Source organism: Clostridium punense (assembly GCF_017874425.1).
GTDB lineage: Bacteria > Bacillota > Clostridia > Clostridiales > Clostridiaceae > Clostridium_J > Clostridium_J punense.
Genome location: NZ_JAGGLL010000017.1, coordinates 76372 through 98965, shown reverse-complemented (window position 1 = coordinate 98965; position 22594 = coordinate 76372). Strand labels below are relative to the sequence as shown.

At 30.2% G+C, this 22594-nt stretch carries 19 protein-coding genes and 1 pseudogene; 15 read left to right on the top strand and 5 right to left on the bottom strand.

Translation table 11 applies throughout. The features are described from left to right. The first annotated feature begins 192 nt into the window (after positions 1 to 192). From megL to J2Z44_RS11765, 6 genes are all read left to right on the top strand, one after another. Positions 193 to 1392 carry a methionine gamma-lyase gene (gene megL, locus J2Z44_RS11790; RefSeq protein WP_021283301.1) on the top strand — a complete coding sequence of 400 codons (1200 nt, stop codon included), beginning with the start codon at positions 193 to 195 and terminating at the stop codon, positions 1390 to 1392. Between the two features lie 255 nt (positions 1393 to 1647). Then, positions 1648 to 2256, top strand: a complete 609-nt coding sequence (locus tag J2Z44_RS11785; RefSeq protein ID WP_021283302.1) for a DNA-3-methyladenine glycosylase — start codon at positions 1648 to 1650, stop codon at positions 2254 to 2256. Positions 2257 to 2392: 136 nt separating this feature from the next. After that, complete coding sequence (locus J2Z44_RS11780) at positions 2393 to 2806, top strand: DUF805 domain-containing protein (RefSeq protein WP_021283303.1); 414 nt, start codon at positions 2393 to 2395, stop codon at positions 2804 to 2806. A gap of 156 nt (positions 2807 to 2962) precedes the next feature. After that, positions 2963 to 3697, top strand: coding sequence for an ABC transporter ATP-binding protein (locus tag J2Z44_RS11775; RefSeq protein ID WP_021283304.1), 735 nt, complete (start codon positions 2963 to 2965; stop codon positions 3695 to 3697). Next, on the top strand, positions 3687 to 4883 hold the full coding sequence (locus tag J2Z44_RS11770) for an ABC transporter permease (protein ID WP_021283305.1): 1197 nt from the start codon (positions 3687 to 3689) through the stop codon (positions 4881 to 4883). The genes J2Z44_RS11775 and J2Z44_RS11770 overlap by 11 nt, the downstream gene beginning before the upstream one ends. A gap of 172 nt (positions 4884 to 5055) precedes the next feature. Next, entirely contained in the window at positions 5056 to 6450 is a 1395-nt protein-coding gene (locus J2Z44_RS11765) for an MATE family efflux transporter (protein ID WP_021283306.1), read from the top strand. A 364-nt stretch (positions 6451 to 6814) separates the two neighbouring features. On the opposite strand, the gene J2Z44_RS11760 is transcribed toward J2Z44_RS11765, so the two are convergent. Further along, entirely contained in the window at positions 6815 to 7348 is a 534-nt protein-coding gene (locus J2Z44_RS11760) for a rubrerythrin family protein (protein ID WP_021283307.1), read from the bottom strand. A gap of 173 nt (positions 7349 to 7521) precedes the next feature. Here J2Z44_RS11760 and J2Z44_RS11755 point away from each other — a divergent pair, with 173 nt between their 5' ends. Next, entirely contained in the window at positions 7522 to 7800 is a 279-nt protein-coding gene (locus J2Z44_RS11755) for an ArsR/SmtB family transcription factor (protein WP_021283308.1), read from the top strand. Between the two features lie 98 nt (positions 7801 to 7898). On the opposite strand, the gene J2Z44_RS11750 is transcribed toward J2Z44_RS11755, so the two are convergent. Then, a complete protein-coding gene (locus J2Z44_RS11750) occupies positions 7899 to 8270 on the bottom strand; it encodes a hypothetical protein (RefSeq protein ID WP_021283309.1) in 372 nt (123 codons plus the stop codon). Positions 8271 to 8802: 532 nt separating this feature from the next. On the opposite strand from J2Z44_RS11750, the gene J2Z44_RS11745 reads away from it, so the two are divergent. Together J2Z44_RS11745 and J2Z44_RS11740 are read left to right on the top strand one after the other, a co-directional pair. Beyond that, entirely contained in the window at positions 8803 to 10170 is a 1368-nt protein-coding gene (locus tag J2Z44_RS11745) for an 8-oxoguanine deaminase (RefSeq protein ID WP_021283310.1), read from the top strand. Positions 10171 to 10256: 86 nt separating this feature from the next. Further along, positions 10257 to 10409: a CPC_1213 family protein gene (locus J2Z44_RS11740; RefSeq protein ID WP_209649591.1), complete on the top strand. Its 153-nt coding sequence runs from the start codon at positions 10257 to 10259 to the stop codon at positions 10407 to 10409. A 226-nt stretch (positions 10410 to 10635) separates the two neighbouring features. Here the strand turns inward: J2Z44_RS11740 and J2Z44_RS11735 are convergent, their stop codons facing one another. Then, positions 10636 to 11082, bottom strand: a complete 447-nt coding sequence (locus J2Z44_RS11735) for an FUSC family protein (protein ID WP_021283312.1) — start codon at positions 11080 to 11082, stop codon at positions 10636 to 10638. Positions 11083 to 11253: 171 nt separating this feature from the next. On the opposite strand from J2Z44_RS11735, the gene J2Z44_RS11730 reads away from it, so the two are divergent. Then, positions 11254 to 12660, top strand: coding sequence for a DUF3298 and DUF4163 domain-containing protein (locus tag J2Z44_RS11730; RefSeq protein WP_209649590.1), 1407 nt, complete (start codon positions 11254 to 11256; stop codon positions 12658 to 12660). Between the two features lie 134 nt (positions 12661 to 12794). After that, positions 12795 to 13244: an SRPBCC family protein gene (locus J2Z44_RS11725; RefSeq protein ID WP_021283314.1), complete on the top strand. Its 450-nt coding sequence runs from the start codon at positions 12795 to 12797 to the stop codon at positions 13242 to 13244. 27 nt (positions 13245 to 13271) lie between these two features. Here the strand turns inward: J2Z44_RS11725 and J2Z44_RS11720 are convergent, their stop codons facing one another. Continuing rightward, positions 13272 to 13829, bottom strand: a complete 558-nt coding sequence (locus J2Z44_RS11720; protein WP_021283315.1) for a hypothetical protein — start codon at positions 13827 to 13829, stop codon at positions 13272 to 13274. Positions 13830 to 14149: 320 nt separating this feature from the next. On the opposite strand from J2Z44_RS11720, the gene J2Z44_RS11715 reads away from it, so the two are divergent. Together J2Z44_RS11715 and J2Z44_RS21555 are read left to right on the top strand one after the other, a co-directional pair. Continuing rightward, on the top strand, positions 14150 to 15499 hold the full coding sequence (locus J2Z44_RS11715; RefSeq protein ID WP_021283316.1) for a Na+/H+ antiporter NhaC family protein: 1350 nt from the start codon (positions 14150 to 14152) through the stop codon (positions 15497 to 15499). A gap of 187 nt (positions 15500 to 15686) precedes the next feature. Continuing rightward, positions 15687 to 16622 (top strand): annotated as a pseudogene (locus tag J2Z44_RS21555) (glycoside hydrolase family 25 protein); the annotation flags it as partial. A gap of 1238 nt (positions 16623 to 17860) precedes the next feature. Here J2Z44_RS21555 and J2Z44_RS11705 read toward each other — a convergent pair. Further along, positions 17861 to 19000, bottom strand: coding sequence for an aldo/keto reductase (locus J2Z44_RS11705; RefSeq protein ID WP_209649589.1), 1140 nt, complete (start codon positions 18998 to 19000; stop codon positions 17861 to 17863). Between the two features lie 218 nt (positions 19001 to 19218). Between J2Z44_RS11705 and pepF the strand changes: the two genes are divergently transcribed. Both pepF and J2Z44_RS11695 read left to right on the top strand, forming a co-directional pair. Beyond that, a complete protein-coding gene (gene pepF / locus J2Z44_RS11700; protein WP_021284956.1) occupies positions 19219 to 21024 on the top strand; it encodes an oligoendopeptidase F in 1806 nt (601 codons plus the stop codon). A gap of 146 nt (positions 21025 to 21170) precedes the next feature. Continuing rightward, positions 21171 to 22472: a DUF4139 domain-containing protein gene (locus J2Z44_RS11695; RefSeq protein WP_021284955.1), complete on the top strand. Its 1302-nt coding sequence runs from the start codon at positions 21171 to 21173 to the stop codon at positions 22470 to 22472. The last annotated feature ends 122 nt before the right edge of the window (positions 22473 to 22594 follow it).

The window sequence follows — 22594 nt, the reverse complement described above, 5'->3', positions numbered from 1 at the left end:
GAAATTACAACAGGTAATTTTAGATATAAGAATTAAAATCAATTATAGGGAAAAGAAGAAATTTAACGTTGAATTTCTTTTTTAAGGACAATTAAGAATAAAAAAATAGACATAAGGAGTAATTGCTTTAAATTGGCATAAAAATTGCTAATAATATTAGTGTTATGATTATATACTTACGGGGGGATTAACATGGATAAAAACTTATTAAAAAACATGGGATTTTCAACTAGAGCAGTACATGGTGGAGCAGTAAAGGATCAATATGGAGCACTAGCAACTCCAATACATCAAACAGCTACTTTTATATTTGATTCCGCTGATCAAGGCGGTAATAGATTTGCCTTAAAAGAAGAGGGTTATATTTATTCAAGATTAGGTAACCCAACAAATACTGTACTAGAAGAAAAACTTGCTCTTCTTGAGGGAGCAGAAGCGGCTATGTCTATGAGCTCAGGTATGGGAGCAGTTTCATCAGCTTTATGGACAGCATTAAAAGCTGGAGACCACGTAGTGGCAGCAAAAACTTTATATGGCTGCACATATGCATACTTAAGCCATGGCTTAACAAGATTTGGAGTAGAAGTAACTTTTGTTGATACAAGAGATCCAGAAAATGTTAGAAAAGCAATGAGACCTAATACAAAAGTTGTATATTTAGAAAGTCCAGCTAATCCAAATTTAGATATAGCAGATATTGAAGCTATAAGTAAAATAGCTCATGAAAATGAAGGCTGCCTAGTAATGGTAGATAACACTTTCTGTACACCATATATTGCAAGGCCACTTTCACTAGGTGCGGATGTAGTTATTCACTCTGGTACAAAATTTTTAAATGGTCATGGAGATGTTGTTTGTGGATTTGTTGTTGGAAGCAAAGAATTCTTAACACAAGTAAGATTATTTGGAGTTAAAGACATGACAGGATCTGTAATGAGTCCTTTTGATGCTTACTTAGTAATTAGGGGAATGAAAACATTAGAAGTAAGAATGGAAAGACACTGTGCTAATGCTATGAAAGTTGCTCAGTTCTTAGAGAATCATCCTGCAGTAGAGAAAATATACTACCCAGGATTAAAAAGTTTCCCACAATATGAATTAGCTCAAAAGCAGATGTCTCTTCCAGGTGCAGTAATTGCTTTCGAAATAAAAGGTGGAGTTGAAGAAGGAAAAACAGTGATAAACAATACACACCTATGCAGTCTAGCAGTAAGTTTAGGAGACTGTGAAACTTTAATCCAACATCCAGCTTCAATGACTCACTCACCATACACTTCTGAAGAAAGATTAGAAGCTGGAATAAAAGATAATTTAGTTAGACTTGCTGTGGGATTAGAGAATGCAGAAGATATAATTTCAGACTTAGATGCAGCTCTAAATAAAATATTATAATATAAGACTTAAGGACCTTTTTATAAATAGTCTATTTCTAGAATAAAGGGCTAATGTATTAGGAAGTAAAGTGCCGATTAATAACCATAGATAGTAGAGTACTAATTTCTCTATTGTCTATGGTTTTATTTAATTAGTGTGGATTGTTCTTCCCATGGCACCTTGAAATATGAATATAAAAATCAAAATAACCTACACTATTGTTAAGCATGTTTAAGAATACTTACCATATGGAAACGGAGGATAAGCTATAATATGAAACTAGATAAGAGTTTTTATAGAAGAGATACAATACAAGTAGCTAAAGATCTTTTGGGAAAAAAGCTAGTACATAATTCGAATGGGAAATTACTATCTGGCATAATAGTTGAAACAGAAGCTTATAGAGGATTAATAGATAAAGCAGCACACTCCTATGGTGGAAGGAAGACTGAAAGGACTAAGGTCATGTTCGAACCAGGAGGTGTAAGTTATATATACTTTATCTATGGGTTATATTATTGCTTTAATGTAGTAGCAACTGAAAAAGATATACCTGAAGCTGTTTTAGTTAGAGCTATAGAGCCAATGGAAGGTATTGATGAAATGAGCTTGTTAAGATATAAAAAACCACTTAGGGAATTAAATAAAACACAACTAAAAGCTATAGGAAATGGACCAGCTAAACTTTGTAATGCTTTGAAGTTAGATAAATCCTTAAATGGGGTAGATTTAACTGGTGACACCCTATATATTGAAGATATAGGGTATGAGGATTTTCAAATAATTGAAACTACAAGAGTTGGTATAGATTATGCTGAAGAAGCAAAGGACTTTCTATGGAGATTTTATATAAAAGATAATAAATATATTTCAAAAAAATGATTGTTTTTAAAGCTTGAAAATAAACTATTTATTTCCTGGAAAATAATGTATATAACTCTGACTATATGTATAAAATAAGAAAGTAAGCAATTTATTTCCTTGCTTCAAATTTTATCATTTTAGAGGGGCGATAAATATGGAATTTAGTTTGTTTTTACTAGAGGGCAGAGTTGGGAGAAGAAAATATGGGACTTTCATATTATGTTTTTTAGGTGGGTTTTTATTGTTGAACTTGATATTTAACCTTGGCATCAATATAGTAAGCAATATTAATTATGATAGTATAGGAGTATTTTTATTAGCTGGAAAGTTTACTCTGAAGATATTACTGAACATTTTATTAGTTCTTATTAGTTATAAAAGATTTCTAGACATAAATTATAATGGTTTTTATTCAATAATTTGTGCCATACCCTATATACAAATACCAGCTATTTTATTGTTATTATTTTTAAAAGGAAGCTCAGAAGAAAATAAAAGAAATAGCAATCTTTTAAAGAGGGATATAAAAAAACAAGAGGAAATTGCTACAGATATTTATGATAAGTAACTAAAATTATATAAGTTCTTTATAATAGTGTAAAATATTTTACACTATTTTTATTTTAAAGAAGAACAAACTATATTATGGAAAATAACGCTATAAAGTGGTAAAATAATATAACGATTGCAATATTTATAGATATTGACGAAGGAGGGGAATTTTATGATTGAGGTTAATAGTTTAAGTAAAGCCTTTAAGGAAGTTAAAGCTGTAGATAATATTAGCTTTACAGTGAAGTCAGGAGAAATTGTTGGACTTTTAGGAGAAAATGGGGCTGGAAAAACAACTACACTAAGAATATTAGCCACTATGCTTAAGCCTACAGGAGGGACAGCAAAGGTAAATGGTTTTGATATTTTAACTGAGGATTCAAAGGTTCGTTCACAAATTGGGATACTATTTGGTGGAGAAGTAGGTCTTTATGATAGACTCACTGCAAGGGAAAATATAAGATATTTTGCAATGCTCAATGGACTTTCTAAAGAAGAAACTAAGGAAAATATTGATGAGTTAGTTAAAGCTTTAGAAATGGAAGAGTATATTGACAGAAGAGTTGGCAAGTTTTCAAGAGGTATGAAGCAGAAAGTAGCAATTGCCAGATCAATTGTGCATAATCCCAAGGTTATGTTATTTGATGAACCAACTATGGGACTGGACGTTACGGCAGCAAGAATTGTTCAAAACTTTATTTTTAATTGCAAAGAACAAAATAAATCTATAATCTTTTCAAGTCACAGCATGGTAGAAGTAGAAAAGCTCTGTGATAGAGTGATTATTATTAACAAAGGAAAAATAGTTGAAAGTGGAACTATAAATGAGTTAAAGCAAAAGTATAATAACAAGGATTTAGAAGAAGTATTTATTTCACTAATTGGAGGTGATACTCGTGACAAATAATGTAACAGGCTTAGTATTTAGAAAAGAAATAATGGATATTTTTAGAGATAAGAAAACCTTATTTGCAAGTATACTAGTCCCTCTTTTAGTGTTTCCAATCCTGTTTTTTGTATTAGGAAAAGGAATATCAAAAACTACTGAAGATGCAACTAAAGACATGAAAATAGCCATAGTTGATACTGGAGGAAGCTCTTTAAAAGAATTTATTAAGGGTCAAAAAGATGTTGTTATAGTTGATTCTACAGACATAGATAAGGATATTAAGGATGGTAATCTTTCTATAGCCATTGAAATTCCAAAGGATTTTGAAAGTAAATTAAAAAGTGAGGAACAAGTATCAGTTGCTCTAATAATGGATAATGCAAGCCAAACTTCCTCTATTGTTGCTTCCACAATTCAAAACTATATACAAGCTTATTCTCAGGGTATTGTTACAAATAGGCTATCAGCTAGAAATATTGATACTAAGATACTTACACCAATAAATATTGAACAAAAAACAGTAAAAGAAGAAGAAAGTGGAGCTACCACTATGATCTTATCCATGATGCTACCGTTATTGCTGGTTATGTATTGCATTACAGGCCCAATACCTGCTGCAACAGACTTAGGAGCAGGAGAGAAGGAAAGGGGTACATTAGAACCACTTCTTACAACACAAGCTGGTAGAATGTCACTACTTTATGGAAAGTTTTTTGCCATAACGCTACTTGGTATGATTACTGCCATATCGTCTTTAGCAGGAATTATAATATCCTTTATGATGAATCCTTCAATGTTTAATGGAGGAGGGACAGCGGCTTTAAGTTTGGGTATGGATTACAAAACCTTCATTTTCATATTTATTATAGCAGTATTGACTACTATGGTATTTGGAGCTTTAGAGCTAGCTATTAGTATTTATGCTAGATCATTTAAAGAAGCTCAAACTTATATAACACCACTTACCATAATAGGAATTGTTCCAGTTTATGCAACGTATATGTTAGATGCAAAAAATATTGCAACCTTTTACTTTCATATACCATTAGCTAATGTAGTTTGCCTTCTTAAGGAATTAATCTTTGGAATATACAATTACACTCATATTGGAATTACCTTAGGATGGACGGTTGTTTATATTATAATTTCTTTATTTATAGCAAGAACTATGTTTAAGAAAGAACAAGTTATATTTAGAACTTAAATTTTACTTATATGAAATTAATTTATATCTATAAAAAACATCTCTGAAATTGAAGAGATGTTTTTTTTGTTATGCATATAGTTTAATAAGTATGAAAATAAAAGGGTTTTTTATTAACGCGTTGAATATACATAATAGTGTGAAAAAACTAAATAGAAAGGTGGATAGTGTTATGCTAGATTTAATAAAAAAGAGGATTAATTTTACTAGAAATATAAATGACCCTATAACAAAAGATGTGGTAAATATAGCATGGCCAGTGCTACTGGAATCTTTATTAGGTTCTTTATTCTCCATGGTGGATATGATCATGCTAGGTAGGATTAGCAATAATTTTGTGGCCGCTGCATCTGTTGCTGCAGTGGGAATTACAAATCAACCATTATTTATAGGTCTTGCCATAGTTCAGGCATTAAACATAGGTGGCACTGCAATGGTTGCTAGATACATAGGAAGAAAAGAAGAGGGAAAGGTAGAAACCACTGTAAAACATATTGTATTAATTAACTTATCCTTTTTGGTAGTTCCACTATTTATTCTTGCTCAGATATATGCTGTTGATATTATGAGGTTTATGGGGGCAGAACCAGAGACTATTAACATAGGGATATGGTACTTTAGAATAATAATGTTTGGATTTCTATTCCAAGGAGTAAACAACTCTCTATTTGCTGTTTTAAGGGGTGCAGGAGATACTAAAACACCTATGAAAATTAATATTAAAGTTAATGCTTTAAATGTAGTTGGAAATGCACTACTTATTTATGGATTCTTTGGATTGCCAGCTTTAGGAGTTACTGGTGCAGCAATATCAACTTGTTTTTCTCAGATTGTTGCTACTTTTATGATTGGAAATTTATTTTTAAGGGGTAAAACTGGAATAAGAATTGACTTTAAGAAGAAGTTTAAATATGACAAAGAAATTGTAAAGAATTTTATTAGGATTGGAGTTCCCTCATCTATTGAAATGTTGATTCTTAGAGTTGGTATAATGTTATTTACAAAAACCGTAGCTACTTTAGGTACAGTAATTTATGCTGCTCATCAAATTTGTTTAAATATACTTAGTCTTTCCTTTACTACAGGACAATCCTTCTCAATAGCTGCTGCATCCTTAACGGGAAGAACTTTAGGGGAAGGAGACCCATCAAGAGCAGAAGCTTATGTTTCTAAAGCTCGCCAAATAGGATCTATTTTAGCAACATTAATTGGAGTTGTTTTTTTCCTTTTTGCACCACAGGTATTAGGACTTTATACAAAGGATCAGGTTATTATAAAATCAGGTGCTGAAGCCCTAAAAATTGTGGCAATTATGCAACCTTTTCAATCATCAGCATTTATTATTGTAGGTTCCTTAAGGGGAGCGGGAGACACAACTTTTCCAATGTTGTCTACTGGAATTGGAATATTGGGTATAAGAGTTATTTTAGCCTATACCTTCATAAATATATTTAATATGGGACTTATGGGAGCGTGGATTGCGGTATTTTTAGATCAAGTATTTAGATGGGCTATGGTGTATTGGAGATTTAAAACAGGAAAGTGGAAACATATAAAAATTAAGTAAATGTATATTTTTTTCAAAGAAAACATCTATTTTAAAATTATGAAAAGTGTGTATCGAAATACTATTTTCTTAGAAACTATAAATACTTTAAATTTATATGCTTGACTTAGGAACAACAAGCACCAATATACTATAGAGATTCTATGTATAAAATTGAATTTTTTAAAACAAAAACCATAGAGGGTAGAGTGTGTAATACTCTATTTATCTATGGTTTTCACGTTACTTAGGACCAAAATTATTGTTAAATAATATTATACATATTCTGATGTACTTTAGGAATTTATTAAATATAATCCATTTATCGCAAAGTTTAAGTATAAATATTTACATATGTTAACAACAAAACTTTAGACTGAAAAAACTAATAATCAGGGCATAACAGCCTATACCAACCCTGTGGGAAAAAGCATAATGGACAAAATTGGGGAGCTTCTTTCCCTTCGTGTAGATAGCCACAGTTCATGCATTGCCAAATTTGAACAGTAGGACGATTATATAGGGTGCCGTTAGCTAGACGAGAGGATAAATCACTAAACTGTCTATAGTGTAAGTTTGTTACAACTCTAGCTTCCCTATAGAAGGTAGCAATGTCTTCAAAGCCTTCTTCACGAGCAACTCTCTCATACTCTAAATAAACATTAAGTTCTGCATTTTCAGCTGTGGCTGTAGATTGTAGATTTTCCTGGAGAGATTTTATATTACCAAGGAAACGGCCATAAACTTGCCTAGCATGGGCCAAGTTTTGCTCTGCAGCCTCCTCAAATGTTCTGGCAATAAATTCAAAACCCTCTCTTCTAGCATTTTCTGCAAAAAGTTGATATCTAGTTACACTTCTAGCTTCTGCAGCAAAGGTTTTTCTTAAATTGGTTTGGGTTTGAGAACCTTCTAGTGGCATTGAGTAACCTCCATAAAATGATTCTATTATAATATACTTTAAATACTAGGTTAAGGTGACAAAATTAATATAAAATATTGACAATAATAACACTTTAACATAATATACAAATAGTGTTATGAATATAAAATTTAAATATAGAAATAATAATAAAAAAGTTGTGAGGGATAGCAATGGATATGAATTATAATAAATATGATGAAGATGCAGAAATGCTTAAGGCATTGGCTCATCCAGTTAGGTTATGTATAGTTAATGGATTATTAGGAAAAGGAACTTGTAATGTATCTTTTATGCAAAATTGTTTAGGAATGCCTCAATCAACAGTTTCCCAGCATTTGCAGAAGTTAAGAGTAGCTGGGATTGTTAAAGGAGAAAGAACAGGTACAGAAATTACTTATTCTGTTTGTAACCCTAAAGTGGAAAAAATATTAGAAATATTAAACACATAAATTCGGATATAAAAATATCTGAATTTATGTGTTTTTTAGTAATATTATTGAAGGTAGTAGAAGCTATTTACAATTTATTGATTTCAAATTGTAGAAGATTACTCTTCATAATAACTAAAGCAATACCATAGACAATCTTTACCATAAGGTAAATCGCTTTCTATTATTACATGACCATTATCTGGCATCTTATTATAGAATTTTTTTGTTCCATCATCAAATCTACATTCTATGGTTCTAAGCTTTTTAAAAAGTTCATTTGCAAGTTCATAGGAGATGGGTTTTACAATTCTCCACTTATCACTTAAACTAACATGCTTATCCTTTGCAAGTTTAATACGACGATGGATAATAAATTTTTCTTCTCCTCTTAACTCTAAGGTATGACCTTCAGCATTTACAGCTCTGTAAGTTGGATTTTCATCCAAAATTTGAAATGCTTCAATAGTTGATAAGTTATACTCTACCATCGAAACAACCCCTTTCTATTGTAATAAAATAATATAGCAGGCTAATTTTTTTTATAAGGCCTCTGAAAATAAATAACAAGTCAAAGATGTGAAGGATATTTTGAGTTAGACAATCATACTGACTTATTTATTTTTGAAGATACTTAACATAATGGTTTTAGTATTGTCTAAAATGTAGCCAACTATGAATACATTTGATGATTATATATTTATAATAGCATATAATTAAGAAAAATTACACAAATATTTAGAATATTTAGTAATTTATTTCTGGGATTTTATGCTCAATTTATATATAATATGAGAAAAAAAGCACTTATAGAACACAAAATACTAAATTTTTAAGACTAATTTTAGTTAACTTAATCTTAAAGGATAAATTAGTGCAAGGTATATTAGAAAATACCTTACACTAATTTATATAATATTACTCTATCTCAAAATAGGTGAATAATATTTAGTAATTGGAATTAATTGCACTATAGCTACATAGTATTTATTAAATTAAATCAACCTATTAGGAGGAGAGAATTTGGCTAGTATATTATTTAAAAACATAGATTATTTAATTACTATGAATGACAAAGATGAAATATTAAGAGGGGTAGACTTACTAACAAAAGATAATAGAATTATTTCAATAGGAAAAGAATTAAATCCTTTAGAAGATAGCGAAATAGTGCCTTGTGATAATTTAGTAGTGATGCCCGGATTTGTTAATACCCATCACCATTTATATCAAACTTTGTTTAGAGGAATAAAAGAAGTGCAAGATATGCCTTTATTTCCTTGGCTTGTGGGTTTGTATGAGTTTTGGAAGCATATTACACCAGAGGCTGTTTATTATGGAGCTATGGTTGGGTTTAGTGAACTATTAAGAACTGGCTGCACCACAACAATGGATCATCATTATTTATTTCCTAAATTCACTTCTGGTAACCTTATAGATGAACAAATAAAAGCTGCTGCAGAAATTGGAATTAGATTTCACGCCACAAGAGGTTCTATGTCCTTAGGTAAAAGCGGTGGAGGATTACCACCGGACTCAGTAGTTCAAAAGGAAGAAGATATACTTATAGACTCTGAAAGACTTATAAATAAATATCATGATTACAAAGACCTAGCAATGACAAAAATTTCATTAGCTCCCTGTTCGCCTTTTTCAGTAAGCACAAGATTAATGAAGGAAACTAAGGATTTGGCACGTAAAAAAGGAGTAATGATGCATACGCATCTATGTGAAACCATAGATGAAGAAAATTTTTGCATTGAAAAGTATGGAAGAAGACCTGTAGAGCTAATGGAAGATTTAGAATGGGTTGGACAAGATGTCTGGTTTGCTCATGGAATATATTTGAGTGATAGAGAGATTAAAGCTATAAAAGGAGCAGGCATTGCACATTGTCCTAGTTCCAATATGAAATTAGGAAGTGGGATTTGTAGAACTTCAGAACTTATTAAAGCTAAGGTTCCTGTAGGTATTGCTGTAGATGGAAGTGCATCAAATGATGGGTCTAATATGTGGGAAGAGGTAAGAAGGACCTATTTATTAAATCATTTAAAGTATGGAGATAAGGGACTTACAGCCTATGAAACTTTAAAGATGGCTACAAGAGGCGGTGCTGAGGTATTAGGAAGAAAAGATATAGGCTATCTTGAGGTGAATAAAGCAGCTGATATTATCCTTCTAGACTTAAATGATATTGCCTTTGCAGGATGTCATGACCCATTGGTTTCTATTGTCTGTTGCGGAAATACAAGCTTTGTTAAGAGCACAATAGTAAATGGAAAAGTTTTAGTGAGAGATGGGATTATAAATACAATAGATATATGCAAAACAAAAAAAATGGCTCATGGAATTGCAAGGGATATTGTAGAAAAAGAAAGAGGCTTAAAATAAAGTAAAAACATGTGAAAATGGATATTTTTAATGAGAATAAAAGGGTTTTAAGTGGATACTCTAAATTTAGAGAGGAGAGTGTTCATATGACAAAAATGAAAGATACAAAGGAAAATAGAAAACATGATGGAAAGTTTAGAAAGAAGCACATTAATCATGATCCAGCTGCTGAGAGTGCAAGATCTGTATTTGGAGAACCTAAGGTAAATGATGATAATCCAAGAGATTTTAAAATTTAATAGAAACATTTGTGAAGGCTTCTATTAAATTAACTTATTGATTAAGTGTAAGAAAAATACAAAAAATGCCATGAAACTATAATGATTGAAATCCTTAGCTATTTTTAGCTAAGGATTTTGTATTTAATATAAGAAGATAAGTATTAATTATAAGGAGTAGCTATTAATTACGGTTACTTTAATTATTTTTATCATGGGAACGATTTTCAAATCGTCCTTATCTTAACTAGCTTTTAGGCGGAAATATGGTTACATTTACAATTACTGCGATAACTATTCCTAGTAAGGTCTGAATTAGTCTTTGAAAACCACTTTGTAAGGGTGAAGTTACTGTGGGATCTACCATAATAGCAATAACTACAATGCAAGCAATATTTATAGACCCTTTGCTATTTAGTAAGGTAATAGTATAAATAACACATAGTATGGCAAGTGCAGTAAAAAAACTGCTTTGTTGACCAAAATAGGAGAATACTACTCCAAAAGCAGCTCCAACTGTGCTTCCTAACATTCTATCCCTTCCAACTAGAAAAGAAGAGTGAATAGAGGTTTGAATGGTAGAAACCGCGGCAATACAGGAATAAAAGGGGTCTATGCCAAACATAGTGCTTATAACAATACAAAAGTACACTGCTACAGAAGTTTTTATTGTACGTAATCCTAACCTTGGCATAGTTCATTCTCCTTCATAATTAATTGGTTTATAAATAACATAAATAAAATCCTAAGTAACTAAAATTAGTATGGCTAATAAGATTACAAATTATATAATAAAAATATTAGTTTATAGGTGTAGTTGAAGGTTTCGTGGGTAAACTAAGGTTAAAGTAGAAAGGGTGGTAACATGAGAAAACTAAAGTACTGGCTATTATCTTTATTTATTTTAACTAATTTATCTATTAATGCTTATGCACTATGCAATCCTAAGGATTCTCAGATCGTGCTTAAGCAATTATCTATTAAAACAGAAGTAAATGTAACTTTAAATCCCATCCAATACAGTAATGAATATATTACTGTGAAATTAGATATTCCAGTAATCTCAGGAATAGGAAATAGTGAAGTTCAGAAGAAAATTAATGACAAGATACAGAATACAATAATGACTACAAAGGATTCAATCGAAAAGATGGCAATAGAAGATGGTGAATTAAATAAGAAAACCAGCTATGATGTAAGGCAATATAATGTTACTTCCCAATATGATATAACCTATAATGAGAGTAATATTTTATCTGTTGTTCTCACAATTTATCAATATACCGGTGGTGCTCATGGAAGTTCAAATAAAATTGCATATAATTTTGATTTAAATACAGGGAATTATGGTGTGTTAAATGACTTTATTGGAAATAATTTATCCTATAGATCTATTATTTTAGGTAAGATTAAATCTGAAATGATAAAGGAGCCAGATAAATATTTCTCAGATTCTATTAAAAATCTTAATGGAATTCCGTATAATCAAAATTTTTATCTAGATAAAGATGGAGTAGTAATATACTTTGGAGAGTATGAGATAGCACCCTATGCCTCAGGGATTCCAGAGTTTAAGATTTCTTATAATGCATTTCCAAAAGGTTTAAACAAAAATGTTAAAATTATAAATAGTCCATTAGAAATCACAAACGAAACCCTTATACAAGGAGAACAAAGTTTTCAATCTTACCTTTCTTATCCTGTAATAAAAGGGAATAATAGCGTAGTAATAAATAATATAAATAAGATGATAAAGGATCAGGTATTTGATTTTAATAGTTTTATTAAAACTACGGCAAGTGAAGAGAAAAACAAAATAAATAGTGATAAGCAATTAAAAGAGTGGGGAGCATCAACATATTTTAAAAGTTACTTTGTAAACAAAGATTTATTAAGTATGGTTATAACTTATTCTGCTAGCAATGGTACTACTGAAAATTATGTTTTATATAATAAGGGGTATAATGTAAATCTAAATAATGGTGAAGTTTATAAGTTAAAAGATGTTTTCAAAAAAAATTATAACTATATAGAACCAATAAATAAAGAGATAAAGGATCAAATTAAAACTTTAGAAAAAAATTTAGGCCATGGTAATATTTATAACTTTACTACAGTTGATGAAAATACAGATTTCTATATAGAAAAGGGAAATTTAATAATAACTTTTCCTCAAGGTAAAATAGCATCGAAAGAATATTACAATCCAGAGTTTGTAATTCCTCTAAACAAATTTAAAGATAATGTGAATAATTTATTTTTAGAAAAATAAATTGTTCAAGTATAAAATAAAAAAACTGACTTAAGGTCAGTTTTTTTATTAACATATATTTCCAAATATTTAATCATATGTTATAATATTATTACACTATATTTAAAAAACTTTCATATAGAGGGGGACAAGTTGTGTACAAATTTAAAAATTCCATTTTCATAAGAAAAGATATTAATGAGGTATTTAATTTTTATACTGATTTTAAAAGGTTTTGTACAGTATGGAATGATATCCTCTCTATTAACAAAATAACAGAAGGACCATTAACAAAGGGAAGTAAATATGAGAATATAATAATTCATAATGGAAAGGATTTTAAATTTAATAGTGAAATAATTGATATTATTGAAAATCATAGATTTATTTTCAGTACTATAAAATATGGAGTGAAAGTAGTATATAATTATGAATTTGAAGTTTTAACTAAAGGAACATTGATTAGTTTCAGAGGGGATGTCATGTTTAATGACTATCCAGAGGATTTATCTAAAGATATTTTCGATGTCATTGTTGAAGAAGATGAAAATCATCTAAAGCTTATTAAAGCGTATTTAGAGTCTAATGAAGAAATAGCTATATAAATTAAGGGGTAGCCTCTTGGCTACCCTTTAGTTTATAGAAAAATCTGATTTTAATTTTATAATCATGGTTCTTACGGCGTTTACTTCGTCAATAAGATCACTATTACCAGGAGAAATATTTGTCTTTAAAATACTTTGTAAGTTTTCGTCACCAGATTCTGTCCAGTAATTATAATTCTTTTGAAGAGAATCAAAATGATACATTAAATCGATGACTTGACGAAGCTCTAATTCAGTTAAATACTTTCTTAGGGTAATTATATCATTAAACCATTCATTGTTAATAATTATATTGCTAATACAAATTCTAAGATTATTATTAAGATATAGATGGATTTGTTGAATTATTTCAGTGGATTCAAGGACTTGAATTTCAAGAAGTTTAATTATTTTAATTGCTTGCTGAAGGTTATGATACTGACTTAATCTTAACACCACCCATAGTACAAATATAGTAACAGCAATTAGAGAAATGAATATAGATAGTCCTAAATTTACATTTAAATATACTAAAAATAATACCAGAATACAAACTATTATTAATAAAAAATCTTTGGGAAAAGAAAATACTTTTATATTTTTCATAATATCTCACCTCATAGAATTAATTTGCTTATTTTTATATTCTACAAATTTACAGAAAGTCCTCTATTTATAGTAAAAGTTTCAATTTTATGGAATTTATTTTTTAAGCTATAACTTTCAATTGTTTTACTAAAATGAAATTATTATTGTAATTAGTTTGGTAAAAGAGTAATATATTATTAGAAATTTTCGTTTATAGAGAAATTAGCTTAAAATCCATATAACTTATGAATTAATTTTTAAACAACAGTAACTTAAATTTCAGTTATAAATTTTAAAATCATAGTAACTTTGACATAATAGGATGAAAAGGAGATTTTATGGACGTAATATTAGGTTTGATATTATCATCGATTTTATTAATTTTTAGTGTGGCCAGAGGTATAGATATTCTTGTTCCATTAACCTTAGTTCTTAGTATATTTACTATATTGGCTATAAAGAGAGGACTTACTTTGAAGGAAAGCCTAGAAGTAGCATATAAAGGTGGTAAAAAATCCTTTATAGTGCTTCAAATTTTCGTTCTTATCGGAGCTATAATTTCATCTTGGATGGCGTCAGGTACTGTTCCTGCTATAGTATATTATGGAATAAACCTAATAAGTCCAAGTTACTTTGTAATTAGTGCATTTATATTGTCTGCTTTAGTTTCCCTATTAATTGGAACTTCCTTTGGTACTATTGGTACTGTAGGAATATCCTTAATGGTAATGGCTAGAGCTGGTGGTGGGAATCTATATGCTGTAGCTGGTGCTATACTATCAGGAGCTTATTTTGGAGATAGATGCTCACCTATGTCTTCTAGTGCTAATCTTGTGGCTAATATTACAGAAACAGAGCTTTATAAAAATATAAGAAATATGATTAAGACATCCATTATTCCACTTATAATAGCTTGCATAATCTATACTTTGTTATCTTTAAAGCAGCCTTTAGATTATAGTAATTCTAATATAATATCTGAGATAGTAAATTATTTTAATGTTAGCATAGTAGTGCTGATTCCAGCCTTTATTATAATGGTTTTATCCCTATTTAAAGTTAAGGTGAAAACTTCCATGTATATAAGCATGACAACGGCATCTTTAATTGCATTTTTCCTTCAAGATTACAATTTTATAGAAATTATAAAAACATTAGTTTTTGGGTTTAAACTACCAGAAGGAAATCCTTTGTATTCAATTATAAAAGGGGGAGGCATTTTATCCATGCTCAAGCTTTCTCTTATAGTATTTATGTCTTCAGCTTTAACAGGAATTTTTGAAGGAGCAAATATGCTTCAGTTTATACAAGAGCCTTTAAATAGAATAAAAAGAAGAGATATACTATTTCTTTCTACAATAGGGGTAAGCATAGTAAGTGCCATGGTAGGTTGTACACAAGTATTAGCAGTAATGCTCACAAATATGACTATGAAAAGTGCTTATGAGAAAAATAATATAGATAAGTATACTCTTGCAACTGAACTAGAAAATACAGCGATAGTAATTGCTCCACTTATACCGTGGAATGTAGCTGTGTTAGTGCCATTAACTAATCTTCAAATCGGCCCTAAAGCAATACTATTTTCTTTTTATTGCATTTTAATCCCTATAGTGAACTTAGTAATCATACATTTAAAATCAAAGGTTAAGACCATGAATACTATTGAGAGTAACATAGGTAGTTAGTTGAGGATAAATTGATTATGTAATTTTCTTATAAGATTTTTAACAAGTTACAATTAATAAACTAGTAAGATTTTTAAAACTTGCTAGTTTATTTTTATTTATGATATAAAAAATCCGTTATATTGTAACATTTTAACCATAAAATTAATAATATATTAAGTGAATTACTACTATTATGGAGGATAGTATGCAACAGGCAACTTTTGCTAATATAATAGGTCCAGACATAAATGAATTTAGGGGCGACGTAAATTATGCTTTACTAGCTACTAAGACTAACTATTGTTACGTACGTGGATCAAGTTCTGGTACTGGAAGATTTAGAGTAGACAGAAGATTTTTTGAGTATGTAAAAGGCTTAAGATCAGTAGGAATACTTAGTGGAGCATATCATTATGCAGTACCATCGACGGATTTAACAACTGCGGATGCTCAGTGTGATGACTTTATAAGAGTTCTTCAAGAAGCTTATGGTCCTGGAAATTATGGGGACTTATTCCCAGTAGTTGACATAGAAACCCCACAGGATAAATCTATATCTACTGATAATTTATTAGATTGGGTTGACAGATTTAGAAAGAGATTTGAAAGAAGAACAAGAAGAAGATTAATGTTATACACAGGGCTATTTTTTATTCAACTTTACAATAACTTCCGCCACTCAACTAAGGGGTATATTTTATCTAATATGCCGCTATGGATTGCTATGTATAAAGAAATCCCAAGTAATCCACCATTTCCACCAGATGCAGGTGGGTGGACTAGATGGAGAATGTGGCAGTATTCTGAAAGTGGTACCATGGCAGGGGTTAATCCACCCGTAGACTTAAACTATGGACCAACTAATTTAGATTTTCTAAAACCACCAGTAGTGGTTAAAAATTTCAAGGCTTTTCCAGGAAGAAGTGCAATATCACTTACTTGGTCAAGAAATCCTGATGTTGATTTGAATGGCTATAATATCTTTATAAATTCTAACTATGTAACTACTGTGTCAAAAAATGCCACTAGTTATACCATTAAGCTAGCTAAAGCTCCTAGGCCAAACGAAAAATATGAAATTACAATAGAAGCTTTTGATGTTGATGGAGATTTCTCACCTACAAGGGCAAAGGCACAGGTTACCTTTAGAAATTCTGACATAAATTATGATGATGTGGAGGATAATATGATTAAAAATAATTCACCTGAAAATTATGTATTGGAAGATATATTTTTACCTAAGGCAAGTGGAAAGAAAAATTATCAAGATCCTGTAGATTATTTACAGCGTGAATATATAAACAAACAATCAGACAGGTCAGAGTATTTTGGTAAAGAAGATGAGTTTGAATTCTACAACCTTCCACTAGAAGAAGTAGATGTTTATGAGCCTATAGACTATGATTATGTCGACCCAATGGGAGATATGAATGAAGTTAATCCTGAAGTTAGATATAGAGAGATAGACACTAATTTCAGTGAGTTTAATGCTAATACTAAACCAGTATTTAAATATAACTTAAATGAAGAAGATGAAGACTTTGAGGATTTTGATGACTTTGAAGATTACGATGAATTTAACTCAGTACCAGTATTTAATGATAACTCTTTTGATTTTGATGAAGAAGATTTTGATGTAAATTATGAGGAGCAGGCTTATTACCGTGAAGAGGATTACTCAGAGGATGAAGATAGACTAGATATAGACGAATATGATATGTTTAACAATCAAAATCTTGCTCAATATAACACAATGATTAATCCAAAGTATAATAAGTATATTAAGGAAAATATAAGTGGTAATGAAAGAAAGCCTTGGGAAATAGAAGATAATAGAGAAGAAGATAATACTGTTGTAGAGACTAAAGAAGTTATACAAGTACCAGAACTTAACACTTTAAAACAAGAAGAGGAAAAAGAAGAAATTAAGGATGAGGATAATTCAATAGTTTATAATAATGAATATGAAGATAGTATTCGTTATCGCAGAGTTGCTGAAAATCAACTTGAATTTAGAAACAAAAAGTGCAAAAAGTGTAAAAAATACAAAAAGAGCAAAAAGTATTGTTATGATTGTAAGTACTATGATGGTAAGCATAGTATAGGAGGATTTGAACATCATGAACACCATGAACATCATCATGATGAGAATTATTTATATCATCCTAATTACCACTTAAGTGATAATTATAAAAACAAAAAGAAAAAGAAACATCATAGAGAATATTAATATATAGCAATAACATTATTATTTTCAAAATAAAAGGTGATAGTGGAAAATCAATAGCTATATGATAAAGAGTTTAAATATAAAGCCAGGAATAGAATTACTATTCCTGGCTTTTATGGTTATAACATGAAAGTACTTTTGTATAATGCTTACTTTGCACCAAGTGAAGCATGAACCTCTTTAAGCAATTGTCTTATTGGTAGGTTTTGAGGACATTCTTCTTCGCATTTTCCACATTCAGAACAGTTAGCTGCAGATTTGTTTTTAGGCATTAAATTATTATAAGTATGCGATGCAGCCTCTAATGTATTAAACATATGTCCTTCGTTGTATAGCTCAAAGTTTCTTGGAATATCAACTTCAAATGGGCATGGCTGGCAATAGTTGCAACCTGTACAATTAACCTTAGTTAATCTTAAATAAGCATCTTTAGCTTTATCCATTATTTCAAGTTCTTCAGCATTCATTTCATTGGCTTTACAATTAGATGCAATTTCAAGGTTTTCCTGTAGTTGCTCCATAGTAGACATACCACTTAATATTGTTGTAACCTCGGGGAAATTATATAGCCACTTTAATGCCCAGTTAGCAGGGGTTCTTGAACTATCATAGCTCTCAAATAATTCCTTTACTTCTGTAGGTGGATTTCCAGCTAACTTTCCTCCTTTAAGAGGCTCCATAATAACTACTGCCATACCTTTTTCAGAAGCATATTTTAATCCTCTAAGACCTGCTTGATATTCAACATCCATGTAGTTAAGCTGAATTTGGCAGAAAGTCCATGGATAGCTATCTACTATTTCATAGAAGTGTTCTTCATCATCGTGGAAGGAGAAACCTGCATACTTTATTTTACCACTTGCAATGGCTTCATCTAAGAATTTAAATACTTGATTTTTCTTTAAATCTTCAAAACGATCTTTATTTAGTGCATGCATTAAATAAAAATCAATATGGTCTGTTTGAAGCTTATTTAGTTGTTCATCTAGGTACTTATGAAAATCAGCGTATTCTTTTACCAGCCAAACTGGGGATTTAGTTGCAAGCTTTATCTTTTCTCTATAACCGTCTTTTAAAGCTTTACCAACTAAAACTTCAGAGTTGCCACCATGATATGGATAAGCAGTGTCTATATAATCTACACCATTATCAATAGCATGTCTTATCATAGCAATAGCCTTTTCTTCATTAATTTTTGAAGGATCTTTGTCTATAACTGGAAATCTCATGCAGCCAAAACCTAAAGACGAAACAGAAAAATCGCAATTACCAAACTTTCTATACTCCATTTTTATTCCTCCTAAAACTTTATATTTTAAGTATAACTTTATTATTTTATAATAGAATTTTAATATATAACATATCTACTATTAGTAAATAAGTCTATATTAAAATTTTAATAATTATTCACTTTTATATTATAACAGAAAACTACTAGAAATAAATGTACTAAATTTATAAATATGGTAAAATATACTTAAATTCATATATATTTAGGAGGATTATCATGGGTGAAGTTAAAAAGTTAAAAACTAGAGGTGAAATAGAATCAAAGTATAAGTGGAATGTAGAAAAAATGTATGCAACTGATGAACTATGGGAAGAAGATTTTAAAAGGCTTCAAAAAATAGCCCCTAAACTTGGGGAATTTAAAGGAAAGCTAAATAATGGAAAAGCTTTACTTGAATACCTAAACAGGTATGTGGAAGTATCAAACTTATATGAGTATTTAGCAGTGTATGCTCATTTAAGGGGAGATGAAGATACTGCAAATTCTAAATATCAAGTTATAAAAGATAAAATTTCCACCTATGGAGCAGAGTATAGCGCTATAGTTTCATTTTTTGTTCCTGAAATTCTAAAGATGGAAGAAAGTCAAATTAAAAATCTTATTGATGAAGAGCCAGGGCTCAAGCTTTATGATTTTTTCTTAGAGCAAATTATGGAAAAGAAACCCCATGTGCTTTCAGAAGAAGAAGAAAAGCTTTTAGCAGCAGTAAGTGACTGCTTAAGTGCGCCAAGAAACATATTTGGAATGTTAACTAATGCTGATATGACTTTCCCAATAATTAAGGATGAAGATGGCAATGAAGTTGAACTTACAGAAGGAAATTATTCAGTTTTTATAAGAAGTAAAAATAGAGAAGTAAGAAAAGCAGCTTTTGAAGCTTTATTTGGGACCTATGAAAGGTTCAAAAATACGGTGGCTACCTCATATACTTCTTCTCATAAAAATTTTATTTTTAAGTCTAAAACAAGAAATTACAATTCAGCCTTAGAAAGTTCTTTAAAACCAGATAAAATTCCTGTGGGGGTTTATCACAATGTGGTGAATACTATCAACAAAAACCTAACTTCCCTTCATAGATATGTAGACATTAAAAAGAGACTTTTAGGTTTAGATGAAATCCATATGTATGATTTATATGTTTCAGTTATAGATGATGCAGAATTTAATGTGGAATATGAAGAGGGTGTAGAGCTTTGCGAAAAGGCACTAGAACCACTAGGACAGGAATACCTAGATATTTTTAGAGAAGGTATTAAAGAAGGTTGGATTGATGTTTATGAGAATAAAGGCAAAAGAGGAGGAGCTTACTCAAGTGGAAGCTATAATTCCATGCCCTATGTGCTATTAAACTATAGCAATCAAGTTAATGATGTTTCAACTCTAGCTCATGAAATGGGGCACAGCATCCACTCATATTACTCAAGAAAGACACAACCATATATTTATGCAGATTATGTATTATTCTGTGCAGAGGTGGCATCAACAACTAATGAGTGTTTACTAATGGATTATTTAATCAAAAATGAAAAAGATAAGGCTAAGAGACTTTTCTTAATAAATCAACAGCTTGAGGGTATAAGAACTACTGTGTTTAGACAAACCATGTTTGCAGAGTTTGAACTTTTAACTCACGAAAAAATGGAACAGGGTGAATCTTTATCCAGCGAAGAATTATGTAGAATTTATCATGACTTAAATGTGAAATATTTTGGTGAGTCTATGGTAGTAGATAAGGGCATTGATATGGAATGGTCAAGAATCCCACACTTCTACAGAGACTTTTATGTATACCAATATGTAACTGGTTTTGCAGCTGCTAACTCTTTCTCTCAAATTATACTAAATGGTACTGAGGGGGATGTAGAAAGATATAAAGGCTTCTTAAAAGCTGGAGGAAGCGACTATCCAATTAATATTCTTAAAGATGCTGGAGTTGATATGACTACTCCAAAACCTCTTGAAGATACTATAAGAAGATTTGATGAACTTTTAGATATGTTAGAAAAAGAAATTAGTGAATAAAACTTTATAAGAATCCCACTTAACATCTTATTTAAGGTGACAGGTGGGATTTTATATATTAGGTAAAAATTAATCTCTATACAATAGTACAAAACAAGAGGTTTTTCGTATAATGAAATGTAAAGATTTTTAAGTGAGGGATAACCATGAGTTTGATTTCAACAAAAAAAGATATTAAAGAATTAACAGTTTCTGTATATCAAAATAACTTTGGATTAGTAAGAGAAAAGAGAACCATAAATCCAACTGATAAGGAAGAGAAGATTTACTATCTAGATGTAGCTGATTTGATAGAGATAAACTCTATTATAGTTGAGAACATAGAAGCTTATGAAATAAATTATGATTATGATGTATTAAATTCTATTAATATATTAGAAAAGTTCATAGGGAAGGAAGTAGTACTTTATGATCCAGATAGCGGGAAAAAAGTCCATGGTATATTATTATCCACTGCTGGGGGATATATTATTGAAGATGTGAAGACTAATGAAGTTTATGTTAGCCCAAAGGGAGAAATTATACTTCCTTGTCTTCCTAAGGGCTTCACTTTAAAGCCTACCATATCATTTAAAGCATGTCCTACTGATGAAAATACCTTTACTGTATCCTACTTAACAAAAGGATTAGCCTGGGTTGCAAATTATTCCATAGAACTATTTAACCAATATTTAAGTTTAAAATGTTTTGCTAAAATAAATAATTTTTCAGGTATAGATTTTAGAAATACAAAAGTGAATTTAGTATCAGGAGATATAAAAAGAGTACAAGAGCCTCCAGTAAAACCTGTATACGAAACTGGTTTTATGTTAAAAGCTGCCAGTGATGTTGGGGGAGTACCACCAACGGCTTTAGGGGATAATTATATTTACAATTACCCATGTCCAACAGATTTAAATGATAAAGCGTCAAAACAACTTCAATTGTTTTGGAGTAAAAATGTTAGATATATTAAATATTATATTAATCCTTTTAACGGAAATGAATTAAGTACAGTTATTGAATTTAAAAATTCAAAGGAAAATAATTTAGGAGAGCCATTACCAAATGGAATTGCGCAGGTTTATGATAGGCCTAAAAATAGAGAAAATTTTGAGTTTATTGGTGAGAGTAGAATAGACTATACCCCAGAGGATGAACTAGTTAAATTAGAACTTGGAAGACCTTTTAATATTGTATTTGATAAGGTGCAAACGGATTATAAGAGATTAGAAGGTTTAGAAGAATATGAGTACGAAATAACTATAAAAAACACTGGGAATGAAGAAGCCTTATTAAAAATTACTCATTTTATTTCTGGAGATTGGAAGATGATTAGCTCTACAGATAAGTTCACTAAGAAAGATGCAAATACCATTGAGTTTGATGTAACAGTGCCACCAAGAACTGAAAAGAAAATTACCTTTAGATATTCAGTAGTTGTTCCTGAAAATAATAGAGAGTTTTAATTGCAATAATTAGAATCCACTTAGCTATCACAATTTCATAAGTAGATTTATGAATTTTATATTAATGAAGCCATGGATTATATAGAGTGCTATTCTCTATAATCCATGGCTTAAGAAGTGTT

Coding starts and splice junctions, on each gene's coding strand:
- megL (WP_021283301.1), top strand. CDS start 193: ATGGATAAAAACTTATTAAAAAACATGGGATTTTCAACTAGAGCAGTA.
- J2Z44_RS11785 (WP_021283302.1), top strand. CDS start 1,648: ATGAAACTAGATAAGAGTTTTTATAGAAGAGATACAATACAAGTAGCT.
- J2Z44_RS11780 (WP_021283303.1), top strand. CDS start 2,393: ATGGAATTTAGTTTGTTTTTACTAGAGGGCAGAGTTGGGAGAAGAAAA.
- J2Z44_RS11775 (WP_021283304.1), top strand. CDS start 2,963: ATGATTGAGGTTAATAGTTTAAGTAAAGCCTTTAAGGAAGTTAAAGCT.
- J2Z44_RS11765 (WP_021283306.1), top strand. CDS start 5,056: ATGCTAGATTTAATAAAAAAGAGGATTAATTTTACTAGAAATATAAAT.
- J2Z44_RS11760 (WP_021283307.1), bottom strand. CDS start 7,348: ATGCCACTAGAAGGTTCTCAAACCCAAACCAATTTAAGAAAAACCTTT.
- J2Z44_RS11755 (WP_021283308.1), top strand. CDS start 7,522: ATGGATATGAATTATAATAAATATGATGAAGATGCAGAAATGCTTAAG.
- J2Z44_RS11750 (WP_021283309.1), bottom strand. CDS start 8,270: ATGGTAGAGTATAACTTATCAACTATTGAAGCATTTCAAATTTTGGAT.
- J2Z44_RS11740 (WP_209649591.1), top strand. CDS start 10,257: ATGACAAAAATGAAAGATACAAAGGAAAATAGAAAACATGATGGAAAG.
- J2Z44_RS11735 (WP_021283312.1), bottom strand. CDS start 11,082: ATGCCAAGGTTAGGATTACGTACAATAAAAACTTCTGTAGCAGTGTAC.
- J2Z44_RS11730 (WP_209649590.1), top strand. CDS start 11,254: ATGAGAAAACTAAAGTACTGGCTATTATCTTTATTTATTTTAACTAAT.
- J2Z44_RS11720 (WP_021283315.1), bottom strand. CDS start 13,829: ATGAAAAATATAAAAGTATTTTCTTTTCCCAAAGATTTTTTATTAATA.
- J2Z44_RS11715 (WP_021283316.1), top strand. CDS start 14,150: ATGGACGTAATATTAGGTTTGATATTATCATCGATTTTATTAATTTTT.
- J2Z44_RS11705 (WP_209649589.1), bottom strand. CDS start 19,000: ATGGAGTATAGAAAGTTTGGTAATTGCGATTTTTCTGTTTCGTCTTTA.
- pepF (WP_021284956.1), top strand. CDS start 19,219: ATGGGTGAAGTTAAAAAGTTAAAAACTAGAGGTGAAATAGAATCAAAG.
- J2Z44_RS11695 (WP_021284955.1), top strand. CDS start 21,171: ATGAGTTTGATTTCAACAAAAAAAGATATTAAAGAATTAACAGTTTCT.